9 protein-coding genes are annotated in these 14,092 nt (G+C 74.7%); 8 read left to right on the top strand and 1 reads right to left on the bottom strand.

Going from position 1 to position 14,092, the window contains the following annotated elements:
• Positions 1-86 precede the first annotated feature (86 nt).
• The 8 genes from J4557_RS15745 (at position 87) to J4557_RS15710 (ending at position 13,016) form a co-directional block, all read left to right on the top strand.
• Positions 87-2,714 (top strand): cation-translocating P-type ATPase, encoded by a 2,628-nt coding sequence (locus J4557_RS15745; protein WP_208267273.1) that lies wholly within the window; start codon positions 87-89, stop codon positions 2,712-2,714.
• 43 nt (positions 2,715-2,757) lie between these two features.
• Positions 2,758-4,182 carry an amino acid permease gene (locus J4557_RS15740; RefSeq protein WP_208267272.1) on the top strand — a complete coding sequence of 475 codons (1,425 nt, stop codon included), beginning with the start codon at positions 2,758-2,760 and terminating at the stop codon, positions 4,180-4,182.
• 65 nt (positions 4,183-4,247) lie between these two features.
• Positions 4,248-5,474: an arginine deiminase gene (locus J4557_RS15735; RefSeq protein WP_208267421.1), complete on the top strand. Its 1,227-nt coding sequence runs from the start codon at positions 4,248-4,250 to the stop codon at positions 5,472-5,474.
• Complete coding sequence (argF, locus tag J4557_RS15730) at positions 5,471-6,406, top strand: ornithine carbamoyltransferase (protein WP_208267271.1); 936 nt, start codon at positions 5,471-5,473, stop codon at positions 6,404-6,406. Before J4557_RS15735 ends, argF begins: the two co-directional genes overlap by 4 nt.
• A complete protein-coding gene (locus J4557_RS15725; RefSeq protein ID WP_208267270.1) occupies positions 6,403-7,335 on the top strand; it encodes a carbamate kinase in 933 nt (310 codons plus the stop codon). The genes argF and J4557_RS15725 overlap by 4 nt, the downstream gene beginning before the upstream one ends.
• 289 nt (positions 7,336-7,624) lie before the next feature.
• Positions 7,625-10,384, top strand: a complete 2,760-nt coding sequence (locus tag J4557_RS15720; protein ID WP_208267269.1) for a helix-turn-helix transcriptional regulator — start codon at positions 7,625-7,627, stop codon at positions 10,382-10,384.
• A gap of 141 nt (positions 10,385-10,525) precedes the next feature.
• A complete protein-coding gene (locus J4557_RS15715) occupies positions 10,526-11,386 on the top strand; it encodes an alpha/beta hydrolase (protein ID WP_208267268.1) in 861 nt (286 codons plus the stop codon).
• A gap of 163 nt (positions 11,387-11,549) precedes the next feature.
• Positions 11,550-13,016, top strand: a complete 1,467-nt coding sequence (locus tag J4557_RS15710; protein WP_307799841.1) for an MFS transporter — start codon at positions 11,550-11,552, stop codon at positions 13,014-13,016.
• Here J4557_RS15710 and J4557_RS15705 read toward each other — a convergent pair.
• Entirely contained in the window at positions 12,988-13,989 is a 1,002-nt protein-coding gene (locus tag J4557_RS15705) for a sulfotransferase family protein (protein WP_208267266.1), read from the bottom strand. The two genes, J4557_RS15710 and J4557_RS15705, sit on opposite strands and share 29 nt — an antisense overlap.
• Between the last annotated feature and the right edge of the window lie 103 nt (positions 13,990-14,092).

Raw genomic sequence — 14,092 nt, 5'->3', positions numbered from 1 at the left:
GCGCCGCCGCGCTCCCGCCCCGTCCCCGCCCCGCTTCCGACGCGACCTTCCCAGCGATGCACGCACGTACTGGAGCCACCGGTCCCATGATCACGAAGACGACGCCGCCCGCCGCCCGGCGCGGGCTGACCTCGGCCGAGGCCGCCGCGAGACTGCGGGCGGACGGCCCGAACCTGCTCCCCGCGAAGCGGCCGCCGTCCCCGCTGCTCTCGCTGGCCGGACAGCTGGTGCACTTCTTCGCGCTGCTGCTGTGGGCGGCGGCGGCGCTCGCCTACGCGGGCGGCATGCCGCAGCTCGCGGTGGCCATCGTCGTCGTGATCGTCGTCAACGGGGTCTTCGCCTTCGCGCAGGAGTACCGCGCCGAGCGGGCGGGCCGGAGGCTCCGGGAGCTGCTGCCGGCGCGGGCGGCCGTCCGCCGGGACGGGCACCGGACGATGATCGACACCGCGGACCTCGTGGTCGGGGACGTCGTCCTGCTGGAGGCCGGCGACCGGGTCTCCGCCGACCTCGAACTGCTGGCGGCGCACGCCCTGGCGGTCGACGAGTCGACGCTCACCGGCGAGAGCGTCCCGGTGCGCCCCGAGGCGGGCGCGCGCGTGCACGCGGGAACGTTCGTGACCGAGGGCGAGGCCGAAGCCGAGGTCACCGCCACGGGAGCGCGGACCCGGCTCGCGGGCATCGCCGCGCTGACCCGTGCGGCCCGGCGGCGCCCGAGCCCGCTGGCGGGGCAGCTGCGCCGGGTGGTGCAGGCCGTCGCGGGGATCGCCGTCACGGTCGGCGCCGCGTTCTTCGGCGTCGCCATGCTGCTCGGGATGGCGCCGGGCGAGGGGTTCCTGCTGGCCGTCGGCGTCACCGTCGCGCTCGTGCCGGAGGGCCTGCTGCCGACCGTCACGCTGTCGCTCGCCCGCGCCGCGCAGCGGATGGCCGGGCGCAGGGCCCTGGTGCGGCGGCTGGAGGCGGTGGAGACGCTCGGCTCCACCACGTTCATCTGCACCGACAAGACCGGCACGCTGACGCGCAACGAGATGACGGCCGTCCGCGTCTGGACGCCGTCCGGGACGGTGCGGATCGAGGGCGGCGGCTACGGGCCGGACGCCCGGCTCCTCGGCGAGCCGGCCGCGGTCGAGGCGGTCCGGGCACTCGCCATCAGCGCCTACCGCTGCTCGACCGGCCGGACACGGCGGCAGGGCGGCCGCTGGCGGGCGGTCGGCGACCCGATGGAGGCCGCCCTGCACGCGCTCGCGCTGCGCGCCGGGTCGGACCTGTCCGACGAGCCGGAGCTGCGCCGCTACCCCTTCGACGCGCGGCGGCGGCGGTCGTCGTCGCTCACCGCAAGCGGGCTGCACCTCAAGGGCGCCCCGGACTCGGTCCTGCCGCGCTGCGCGGCCGTGCCTGGCGCCGAGGACGCCGTCACCGCGATGACCGAAGCGGGCCTGCGCGTCCTCGCCGTCGCCGTCCGCCCGCCGCGGGACCTGCCCGGCGACCTCCCGGACGGCCTGCCCGCCGACCCCGGCGAGGCCGAGCGCGGGCTGACGCTGCTCGGCCTGGTCGGGCTGCAGGACCCGCCCCGCCACGACGTCGCCGCCGCCGTCGCGGACTGCCACCGGGCCGGGATCCGGCTCGCGATGATCACCGGCGACCATCCGGCGACCGCCCGCGCCGTCGCCGCCGAGGTCGGGCTGGCCCGGCCGGGGTCCCCGGTGGTGACCGGCGCCGACCTGCCGCGCGACGACGCCGACCTCGGACGGCTGCTGGACCGCGACGGCGCGGTCGTCGCCCGCGTCACCCCCGAGGACAAGCTGCGGATCGCCCGCGCGCTGCAGGCCCGCGGGCACGTCGTCGCCATGACCGGCGACGGCGTCAACGACGGCCCGGCGCTGCGGCAGGCCGACATCGGCGTGGCGATGGGCGCGTCCGGCACCGACGTCGCCCGCGAGGCCGCCGACCTGGTCCTGCTCGACGACCACTTCGGCACGATCGTCGCGGCGGTGGAGCTGGGCCGCGCGACCTTCTCCAACATCCGCCGGTTCCTGACCTACCACCTCACCGACAACGTCGCCGAGTTGGTGCCGTTCGCGGCGTGGGCGGTGACCGGCGGGCGGCTCCCGCTGGCGCTCGGCGTGCTCCAGGTCCTCGCCCTGGACATCGGCACCGACATCCTGCCCGCGCTCGCGCTCGGGGCGGAGCCCGCCGGGCCCGGCACGATGCGGGGCCGCGTCCGCAGGGAGCGGCTGATCGACCGCGGGCTGCTCGGCCGGGTCTTCGGCGTCCTCGGCCCCGTGGAGGCGGCCGTGACCATGGCCGCGTTCGCCGCCGTCCTCGCCGCCGGCGGATGGAGCTGGGGCGAGACCCCCTCCGACGGCCTGCTGTTCACCGCGTCCGGCACCGCGTTCGCCACGATCATGCTCGGCCAGATGGCCACCGCGTTCTGCTGCCGCAGCGAGTCGCGGTGGGCCGCGCGGCTCCGCTGGAACGGCAACCCGCTGCTGCTGTGGGCGGTCGCGGCCGACCTGGTGCTGATGGCCGTCTTCCTCGGGGTCCCGCCGGTCGCGCACCTGCTCGGCGGCGGCCTCCCGTCCGCGCTCGGCTGGCCGGTCGCCCTCGCGGCCGTCCCGGCCGTGCTGCTCGCCGACACCGCCGCCAAGACCGTCCGGGGCCGCGGCGCCCCGGCGGCGGACCGCCCGGCCCCGGCCGGCGCCCGCCCGCCCCGCTGACCAGCCCCGACCGCGGCGCTCCGCCGCACCGAAGGAGGTACTCATGAGTCCGAAACCCGCCCGCCGGAAGCTGGGGTTGTGGATGGCCACGGCCCTGGTGGTGGGGAACATGATCGGGTCCGGGGTGTTCCTGCTGCCCAGCTCGCTGGCCGAGTACGGCCCGATCAGCCTGGTCGCCTGGGGGTTCACCGCCGCCGGGGCGATCCTGCTGGCGCTGGTGTTCGCCCGGCTGGCACGCGCCTACCCGAAGACCGGCGGCCCGTACGCCTACGCGCGGCGCGCGTTCGGCGACTTCGTCGGATTCCAGACCGCGTGGGGCTACTGGATCGCGGTATGGGCCGGGAACGCGGCGATCGCGGTCGCGTTCGTCGGCTACCTCGCCCACTTCTGGCACGCGCTGGGCCACGACAAGGCCCTCGCCGCCGGGGTGGGCGTGGCGGCGGTCTGGCTGCTGACCGCGGTCAACGCCTACGGAGTCCGGGAGGGCGGCGCGGTACAGGTCCTCACCACGGTGATCAAGCTGGTGCCGCTGCTGCTGATCGCGGTCGGCGGGCTGTTCTTCGTCAAGTCCGGCAACTTCGGGGAGTTCAACGCCAGCGGCGACAGCGCGTTCGGCGCGGTGACCGCCACCGCCGCGCTCACCCTGTGGTCGTTCATCGGCCTGGAGTCGGCCACCGTCCCCGCCGAGGACGTGCGGGACCCGCGCAGGAACATCCCGCGCGCCACCGTCGCCGGCACCGCCGTCACCGCGCTGATCTACATCCTCGGCACCGTCGCCGTCCTCGGCCTGGTCCCCGCCGCCGCGCTGGCGACCTCGACCGCGCCGTTCGCCGACGCCGCCGACGCCGCGTTCGGCGGATGGGCCGGCGACCTCGTCGCCGCGGGCGCGGCGATCTCCGCGTTCGGCGCCCTCAACGGCTGGATCCTGCTGCAGGGGCAGATCCCCTTCGCCGCCGCCCGCGACGGCCTGTTCCCGCGCGTGTTCGCCCGCACCGGACGCGGCGGCACCCCCGTCCTCGGGCTGGTCGTCTCCAGCGTCCTCGTCACCGGGCTGATGCTGATGAACTACAACGCGAGCCTGGTCGACCAGTTCACCTTCATCATCCTGCTCGCCACCCTCACCACCCTCATCCCCTACGCCTACGCCGCGATGGCCGAGCTGGTGCTGCTCGCCACCGACCGCGCCGCGTTCTCCGGCGGGCGCCTCGCCCGCGCCGCCGTCATCGCGCTGCTGGCGTTCGGCTACACCGTCTGGGCGATCGGCGGCGCCGGCTACGAGGTCGTCTACAAGGGCACCCTGCTGATCTTCGCCGGGATGCCCGTCTACGCCTGGCTGAAGTACCGCGACCACCGCGACCGCGACGAGGTCGTGGAGGCCGAGGTCGAGGAGGCGGTGGAGGAGGCCGAGGAGTACGGCCCGGCCCCTGACCTGCCCGACACGCCCGAACCCCCCGTCCACGCCGCCTGAAGGGACCCCCCGTGTCCACCGTGACCCCCGCGTCCACTGTCTCCCCCGTCTCCCCCGCCTCCTCCATGTTCACCGTGTCCTCCGAGGTGGGGCGGCTGCGCCGGGTGCTGCTGCACCGCCCCGACCTGGAACTGCTCCGCCTCACCCCGGCCAACAAGGACGACCTGCTCTTCGACGACGTGCTGTGGGCCAGGCGCGCCCGCCAGGAGCACGACGTGTTCGCCGACGCGCTCCGCGAGCGCGGCGTCCAGGTGCACTACCTCGCCGACCTGCTCGCCGAGACCCTCGAGCTCGACGAGGCCCGCGCCGAGGTCCTCGACCGCACCGCCTCCGAGGCGGCGCTGGGCGCGACGCTCGCCGGGCCGGTCCGGGCCGTGCTGGACGGCATGGACGCCCGGACCCTCACCCGGCACCTGATCGGCGGGCTCACCAAGGCCGAGCTGGGACTGGCCGTGCACAGCCTGCTGCTGTCGGCCATGGACGACGGCGACTTCGTGCTGCCGCCGCTGCCGAACCACCTGTTCACCCGCGACCCGTCCGCATGGGTCTACGGCGGCGCGACGCTGCATCCGATGGCCAAGCCCGCGCGGCGCCGCGAGACCGTCCACCTGGCCGCCGTCTACCGGCACCATCCGATGTTCGCCGGCGCCGGCTTCCCGGTCTGGTATCCGGGCACCGACTTCGGCCTGCCGTCCCTCGAAGGCGGCGACGTCCACGTCCTCGGGCGCGGCCTGGTCCTCATCGGGATGAGCGAGCGCACCACCCCGCAGGCCATCGAGCTGCTCGCCCGGCGGCTGTTCGCGGACGGGGCCGCCCGGGAGGTCATCGCCGTGCGGCTGCCGCGGCGCCGGGCCTACATGCACCTGGACACCGTGATGACGATGGTCGACCGGGACGCCTTCACCGTCTACCCGGAGCTCCCGGCGCTGCGCTCCTACAGCCTCACCCCCGGCGGGAGCGGCTCGGTCGCCGTGCACGAGAACGAGGAGCTGTTCACGGCGATCGCCCGCGCCCTCGGCCTGCCCCGCGTCCGCGTCCTGACCGCCGAGCAGGACGTGCGGGCCGCCGAGCGCGAGCAGTGGGACGACGGCGACAACGTGCTCGCCCTCGAACCGGGGGTGGTCGTCGCCTACGAACGCAACGTCACCACCAACACGATGCTCCGCCGCAACGGCATCGAGGTCATCACCATCCCGGGCGGCGAGCTCGGCCGCGGGCGCGGCGGCCCCCGCTGCATGAGCTGCCCCCTCCAGCGCGACGAAGCGACCCCCGACAACGAGGTGACACCGTGAAGGACCTGCTGCGCGTCTCCGACCTGACCGGCGACGACCTGACCCTCCTGCTGCGGCTGGCGGCCGACTTCCAGGCCGCGCCCGACTCGGCGCACGACCTGCTCGCCCGCCGGATCGTGCCGCTGTACTTCGCCAAGCCGTCCACCCGGACGCGGCTGTCGACCGCGGCCGCGGTGGCCCGGCTCGGCGGGACGCCCGTCGGCGTCGGCCCCGGCGAGCTCCAGCTGCGGCGCGGCGAGACCATCGGCGACACCGCCCGGGTGATGGGCTCCTACGCCGCCGCGATCGTGATCCGCACCTACGCCGACGCCGACGTCGCCGACCTGGCCGCGGCGGCGCCCGTCCCGGTGGTCAACGCGCTGACCGACGGGCACCACCCGCTGCAGGCCGTGGCGGACCTGCTCACCATCCGGCAGCGCTTCGGCGATCCGCGCGGCCGCCGCGTCGCGTACGTCGGCGACGGCGGCAACGTCGCCCGCAGCCTGATGGAGGCCGCGGCCCTCACCGGGATGGACGTCGCCATGGCGACCCCGCCCGGGTACGGGCCGGCGGAGGAGTCCGTCGCGTTCGCCACCGGCGAGGCGGGACGGCGGGGCGGGTCCGTCACGCTCACCCACGACGCCGCCGAGGCGGTCAAGGGCGCGAGCGTCGTGTACACCGACGTCTGGCTCTCCATGGGCGACGCCGAGGACGAGCGGGCGCGGCGCACCGAGGCCCTCGCGCCCTACCAGGTGAACGAGGCGCTGATGGCGCAGGCCCGCGACGACGCCGTCTTCATGCACTGCCTGCCCGCGCACCGCGGCCAGGAGGTCACCGCCGGCGTCATCGACGGCCCGCGGTCGCTCGCCTTCCCGCAGGCCGCCAACCGGCTGCCGGCGACGCAGGCGGTCCTGTACGCGCTGCTCACCGAGCGGCTGGAGGGGCGCCGATGAGGATCGTCGCCGCCCTCGGCGGCAACGCGCTGCTGCGCCGCGGCGAGCCGCCGGACGCGGCCGTGCAGGTCGCGCACGTGCGCGAGGCGGCCGCCGGGCTCGCCGCGATCGCGGACGGCAACGAGCTGGTCGTCACGCACGGCAACGGGCCGCAGGTCGGGCTGCTGGCCGTCGAGAGCGCCGCCGACCCGGCGCTCTCCGCCCCGTACCCGCTCGACGTGCTCGGCGCCGAGACGCAGGGCATGATCGGCTACTGGCTGGCCCGCGAGCTGCGCCGCGCCCTTCCCGGCCGCGAGATCGTCGCGCTGCTCACCGAGACCGTGGTCGACCCGGGCGACCCCGCGTTCGGGGCGCCGACCAAGTTCGTCGGCCGCACCTACAGCGCCCCGGAAGCCGACCGGATGGGCGCCGAGCACGGGTGGACCATGCGGCGGGACGGCGACGCATGGCGCCGGGTCGTCCCGTCCCCCGAGCCGCGCGACATCGTCGAGCTGCCGGCCATCGCGCGCCTCGCCGGCGAGGGGTGCCTGGTCATCGCGGTCGGCGGGGGCGGCGTCCCGACCGGCGGCGACCATCGGGGCGTCGAGGCCGTGGTCGACAAGGACCTGGCCGCCGCGCTGCTCGCGACCCGGCTCGAGGCCGACGCGCTGCTGCTGCTCACCGACGTGCCCGGGGTCATGCGCGACCTCGGCACCGCGCACGCCCGCCCCATCCCCGCCATCGCGCCCGGACGGCTGCGGCGCCTGCCGCTGCCGGCGGGCTCCATGGGTCCGAAGGCGGAGGCGGCCTGCCGCTTCGCCGAGCAGCGGGACGGCGCCGTCGCGGTGATCGGCGCGCTCGCCGACGCGCCCGCGCTCCTGTCCGGAGCCGCCGGTACCCGGATCGAGGCGCCGTCACCGGCGCGGGGTCGCGCGGCGGGCGTTCCATGATGTGCTCGTCGCGCCCATGTTCACCGGAGTACGGGAGGCCGCGATGGGTGAGCACGTCACCGCGGTCTGGGGGACTCGGTCTGGGGGACCCGGCCTGCGGGAGGTGGCACGTCACGGCGACGGCGGCATCGAGATCGGGATGCGCCACACCCCGCCGCCCGGGTGCCCGCACGACTCATCGGCTGGGTCTTGATCGGGACCTGACGGAGGTGGAATCCTGACGAAGCTCCCACTGGCCGCTGGCTCGGTCATGCCGGCGGGTCGGCACTGAAACGGGGGCATAAGGGGCATGGGCACGCTGTCCGGGCACGCGCCGCTGCTGAATCGGCAGCGGGAGCGTGCCGAGTTGGACGGCCTTCTGGGGGATGTGCGCTCTGGCCGCGGGCGAGCCCTGGTGCTGCGCGGTGAGGCGGGCGTGGGCAAGTCGGCGCTGCTGCGGCATACGACGGGGCAGGCGACCGATATGCGCGTGGTCCGTGCGGTAGGGGCGGAATCGGAGATGGAGCTGGCGTTCGCCAGCCTGCATCTCCTGGTGTCGCCGCTGCTGGACAGGATCGAGAAGCTTCCCGATCCGCAGCGCGACGCGCTCGCGGTCGCGTTCGGGCTGCGCCAGGGCACCGCGCCCGACCGGTTCCTGGTCGGGCTGGCGGTGCTGACCCTGCTGGCGGAGGCGGCGGAGGAACGCGCCCTGCTCTGCGTGATCGATGACGCGCAGTGGCTGGACCAGGCGTCGGCCCAGGTGCTGGCGTTCGTCGCCAGGCGGCTGCTGGCCGAGCCGGTCGGGCTGATCTTCGCGGCGCGCGAGCCGGGCAGGCATTTCCACGGGCTGGGGGATCTGGAGGTGCGCGGCCTGCCCGAGCAGGAGGCGCAGACGCTGTTGCGTTCGGTGGTCCGCTTCCCGCTGGACGAGCGGATCAGGGACCGGATACTGGCGGAGACGAACGGGAACCCGCTGGCCCTGCTGGAGCTGCCGCGCGGGTTGGGCCCGGCGCAGCTGGCGGGCGGGTTCGGGCTGGTGGAGGCCCAGGCGGTCCCGGCGCGGGTCGAGGAGGGTTTCCGCCGGCGGCTGGCGGCGCTGCCGGCCGGGACCCGGTCGCTGATGCTGGTCGCGGCGGCCGAGCCGACCGGTGACGCGGCGCTGATCTGGCGCGCGGCCGGGCACCTGGGGGTTCCCGCTTCGGCGGTGGAGCCCGCGCAGGCCGACGGGTTGCTGGAGATCGGGACGTGGGCGCGGTTCCGGCATCCGCTGGTGCGGTCGGCGGTGTACTCGGCCGCGTCGCCGCCGGAGCGGCGGGCGGCGCACGGGGCGCTGGCCACGGCCATCGACCCGGCGTCCGACCCCGATCGGCGGGCCTGGCACCGCGCGCACGCGACGCTGGAACCCGACGAGTCCGTGGCCGGCGAGCTGGAGCGGCTGGCCGGCCGGGCTCAGGCGCGCGGCGGCATCGCGGCGGCGGCGGCGTTCCTGCGGCGGGCGACCGAGCTGACGCCCGATCCGGCCGGACGCGGAGCACGGGCGCTGGCCGCGGCGCAGGCCGCCTTCGAGGCCGGCGCCCCGGACATGGCGCTGGAACTGCTCGGCTCGGCGGAGATGAGCCCGTTGACCGAACTGCAGGGCGGGCGGGCGGCCCGGCTGCGCGCCCAGATCGTCTTCGCGCGCAAGCGCGGCGGTGAGGCCCTGCGGCCGCTGCTGGACGCGGCCGGCCGGCTGTCGCGCGTCGACGCGGCACAGGCACGCGAGGCCTACGTCGACGCCGTCGCATCAGCGGTCTTCGCCGGCAGGCTCGGCGAACCCGGCCTCCTGCGAACGGTGGCCGAAACCGCCCGCACCGCGCCCGCAGGGCCACTGCCGGAGCGGCCGATCGACGCACTCCTCGACGGGCTGGTGGCGCGCTTCGCCGAGGGCTATGCCGCGGCGGCACCGCAGCTGAAACGCGCCCTGCAGGCGTTCCGGCAGGAAGCCCGGCGCGATCCGGACGACAGCATGCGCCGGCTGGGGCTGACCTACCTGGTCGCCGCGGACATGTGGGACGACCAGGCCTTGCACGACCTCGCCGAGCACGCGGTCCAGGCGGCCCGCGAGATCGGCGCGCTCCACTTCCTTCCCCAAGCCCTCACCTACCGCGCCACCGTGCACATCTACGCCGGCCATTTCGACGCGGCCGCCACGCTGGTCGAGGAATCCGACGCGATCCTGAAGGTGACCGGCCACGCCCACTTCGGCTTCGCCTCCAACGTGCTCCTGAGCTGGCGCGGCGGAGCCGAGGCACCGGCGACGTTCGACGCCGCCGTCGAGCGGACGGTCACCTGGGGTGAGGGGCGGGCGATCAGCGGGGGCCACTTCGGGAGCGCGTTGGTGTACAACGCCCGCGGCCGCTACCAGGACGCTCTGGCCCGGGCGGAACGGGCGTGCGAGCACGACGATCTGGGGCTCACCGGGTTCGCCCTCCTGGAACTGGTCGAGGCCGCCGCCTACAGCAACGCCCCCGAAGCGGCCACGACCGCGCTGCGGCGGCTCGAGGAACGCACCACCGCCGCCGGCACCGACTGGGCCCTCGGCGTACTCGCCCGTTCGAAGGCGCTGCTCACCGACGGCCAGGCCGCCGACCTGCTGTACCGCGAGGCCATCGAACACCTTCAGCGCAGCCGGGCCGCCGCGTACCTCGCCCGCACCCATCTGGTGTACGGCGAATGGCTGCGCCGCGCGAACCGGCGCCTCGACGCGCGCGAGCACCTGCGCACCGCCCACGAGATGCTCCAGGGCTTCGGCGCCCAGGGCTTCGCCGACCGCGCCCGCCGCGAACTCCTCGCCACCGGCGAGACCGTCCGCAAGCGCACCCCGGGCACGTCCGGCGGCCTCACTCCCCAGGAAGGCCAGATCGCCCGGCTGGCGCGCAAGGGCCTGTCGAACCCGGAGATCGGCGCCCAGCTGTTCCTCAGCCCGCGCACCGTCGAGTACCACCTGAGCAAGGTGTTCTCCAAGCTCGGCATCACGTCTCGCAACCAGCTCGCGGAGGCACTGCCCGACCAGGGCGATGACGGCGCGTGAACCGCCTCGCCCGCTCTCCGCACCCTGCCTCCTGACGGCCTGCCCGGCCGGCGGACGCGGGCGCCGCCGCGCGGACGGTGTCACAGGACGGGGGGATGTCCGGTCGATCGCATGGGCCCATCCACAGAACGGGAGAGCACCATGACCAGACCCCCGACCCACCCAGCCCGCAGTGCCAGGAGGCGACCCGCCGTCGCCGCGATCCTCTCCGCGGCCGCCCTCCTCCTCGTGACCTTCAGCCAGACGCAGAGCGCCTCGTCGCAGGAACGGCGGCCGGCGGCATCGAGGCCCACGATCGTGCTCGTCCACGGAGCCTGGGCCGACGCGTCGAGCTGGAGCAAGGTCATCGCGAGGCTCCAGGCCGACGGATACCGGGTCGTCGCCGCCGCGAACCCGCTGCGGTCGCTGTCCGGCGACGCCGCGTACGTGCGGGCCTTCCTGGACACGCTGGACGGCCCGATCGTCCTCGTCGGCCACTCCTACGGCGGAGCCGTGATCACCAACGCGGCCACGGGCGCCCCGAACGTCAAGGCACTCGTCTACGTCAACGCCTTCGCGCCGGACGAGGGCGAGGCGGCGACGGTGCTCGCGGGACCGGACTCGGCGCTCTCGGTCCCGGACCCGGCCACCGTGTTCGACTTCGTCCCGGCCACCCTGCCGCCCACCCCGGGGACCGACCTCTACCTCAAGAGGTCGACGGTCTTCGCGTCGTTCGCGACCGGTCTGAGCGACCGGGACAAGGCGATCGTCGCGGCCACGCAGCGGCCGGCGACGATCGCCGCGCTCAACGAGCCGTCCGGGACCCCGGCCTGGCGGACGATCCCGTCGTGGTACCTCATCGGGCGCAAGGACGCGATCATCCCGGCCGCCGCCGAGACGGCCATGGCGAAGCGGGCCGGCTCCGTCATCACCGAGTACGACGCCGGGCACCTCGGTCTGATGTCCGACGCCACGACGGTCACGAGTGAGATCGAGCGGGCCGCGAGGGCCGCCGTCCACTAGCGGATCGGACCGTCCGCGACGACCGGCCCGCCGTGCGGCGGGCCGGTCACGGACCGCCGCCTGGTCGGCTCGCCCCTGTGCCCCTGTCACAGGCGTGCGGGCCGTCCTGTCGTACTTACCGTGCATCCGGCGAACGCCGATGGGGATCAGAAGAATCGTGGAGGTGAGCGACGTGAGCCTCAGGTACGCGACGGCCCAGGGCCGGTGGGTGATCACCGCGACCGTCCTCGGGTCGGCGGTCGCCTCGCTCGACGCGACCGTGGTGGGCATCGCGCTGCCCGCCATCGGCCGCGACTTCGGTACCGGCCTGGCGACCCTGCAGTGGATCGTCACCGGCTACACCCTCACCCTCGCCGGGCTGCTCCTGGTCGCCGGCGCCCTCGGCGACCACTACGGCCGCCGCCGCGTCTTCCTCGCCGGGGTCGCGTGGTTCGCGCTCGCCTCCGCGCTCTGCGCTCTCGCGCCGACGCCGGGGACCCTCGTCGCCGCCCGCACGCTGCAGGGCGTCGGCGCGGCGCTGCTCACCCCGGGCAGCCTCGCGATCCTGGAGGCCTCGTTCCATCCCGACGACCGGTCCCGCGCGATCGGCGCGTGGTCGGGGCTGAGCGGCGTCGCCTCCGCGGCCGGGCCGTTCGTCGGCGGCTGGCTCGTCCAGGCCGGGAGCTGGCGGCTCATCTTCCTGATCAACCTGCCGGTGGCGGCGCTGGTCATCGCGGTGGCGCTGCGGCACGTCCCCGAATCCCGGGACCCGGACGCCACCGGCCGGATCGACATCGGCGGCGGCGCCCTCATCACCCTCGGCCTCGTCGGCCTCACCTACGGGCTGATCCAGGGCTCGTCCGGACTCCCCGCGTTCATCGCCGGGACGGTCCTGATCTGCGCGTTCCTGCTGCTGGAGCACCGGACCGCCCATCCGATGCTGCCGCTCGGCCTCTTCCGCTCCCGGCAGTTCAGCGTCGCCAACCTCGTCACCTTCATCGTGTACGGGGCGCTGGGCGGCGCCCTGTTCCTGCTGCCGATCCAGCTCCAGCAGGTGTCCGGCTACAGCGCGTTCGAGGCGGGCGTCTCCCTCCTGCCGGTCACCGCGATCACGCTCGCACTGTCGGCCCGTTCCGGCGCGCTCGCCTCCCGCATCGGACCCCGGCTCCAGATGAGCCTCGGCCCGGTCGTCATCGGCGCCGGCTTCGGCCTGTTCGTCCGCATCGGCTCCTCGGGCGACTACCTCACCGAGGTCCTGCCCGCGGTGACCGTCTTCGGCCTCGGCCTGGCGATCAACATCGCGCCGCTGACGTCCACGGTGCTGGCCGCGGTGCCCGCCGAGCACGCCGGCATGGCCTCGGCCGTCAACAACGACGTGGCCCGCGCCGCCTCGCTCATCGCCGTCGCCGTCTTCCCGGCCGTCGCCGGCATCACCGGCAGCGCCTACCTGCACCCGGCGGAGTTCTCCGCCGGGTTCCACACCGCCGCGCTGATCGCCGCGTCCCTGTGCGTCCTGGCCGGGCTCCTCGCGGCGGCCGCCATCCGCAACCCGCACGAGCCCGCGCCGGAGGCGGGCTTCCACTGCGCGATGGACGCCCCGCCGATGCGGCGCGCGACGATGGTCACCGACCGGTTCGGACGGCCTTGCTGACGATCTCGGCGACGTTGTAGCCGACCAGGCTCGCCACATCGGCCAGCCCCGGGGTGCTCAGCACCGTGTTGGCCTCACCGGCGTCGAGGCTGCGGTGCCAGCGGGTGTCCGCCTTGGGCTTGTCGTCGCTCCAGTAGGCCCGCGCGTGCTTCACGAACTCCTCCGCATCCGCTCGCGCGCTTTCGGAAAGCCGTTCGAAGGTCTTGTTCATCTGGTCGATGCCGACGTAGGGGACGAACGAACTCCAGTTGCCACCGGCGTCATGGAGCCTGGAGTTGTCGGGCTTGGCCTCCAGCGGCAGATGCAGGAAGGCGGCCAGGCGCTCCAGTGCGCTCTCCCGGTCCGCCATGTAGTCCTCATAGCGGACGACCATGTTCGGAAGCCCTCGCGTGTTGACGGTTCGGAGGGTGTCGACGTAGATGTCCCGCCAGATGTTGGCGCCCTGCCAGAGCTGCTGCCCGGTCCGGTGCTGGTGGCTGAACGCGAACGCGATCGGGTTCCGCGCCGTGATGATCACTTTCGGCGCCGTCCGGTCGCCGGGGGCGGCGGTCCACTGGGCGAGGGCGTGCCGCAGCCAACCGACGTACTTGCTCCCATCGATGACCACCGAGGCACCCAGGGAGCGGGCGAGCTGGGCGTGCATCCCCAGGATGTCGTCGTAGGACGCGCTCTCCCGGAACGCGTCCGAGAAATGCGGGCAGCGCCTGCCGAGAAGATCGCAGGGCCCGCACACGCGCCCGTAGTCGTCGTCACCGCTGAGGCCGGGGAACTTCGTGTAGTTGTTCAGCTCTCCCACATAGTGGGCCTTCGGGATGCGGGTGGTCATGTCGCGCCCGATCAGAGTCGAGCCGGAGAAGGGGGTGCCGACGATGAAGACCGACGCCGGGGACCGATCCGGCGCCTTCGGGAGCTTCGACCGGAGGGCCGTGAACCTCCCGGCCGGTGCGGGAACCTCGTGCGTCTCAGCGTCCATGTTCACGTCCACGGTGGTGATGCAGGCGATCGCGGAGTCGCCCGTCCAGGGTGATTGTGCTGGGCGGTGTCCGAATCGGGGCTGTCACCGAGCGCGACACCGG

The sequence above is a fragment of the Actinomadura nitritigenes genome, assembly GCF_017573545.1.
Lineage (GTDB): Bacteria > Actinomycetota > Actinomycetes > Streptosporangiales > Streptosporangiaceae > Spirillospora > Spirillospora nitritigenes.
This window is presented reverse-complemented; position numbering and strand designations above follow the sequence as displayed.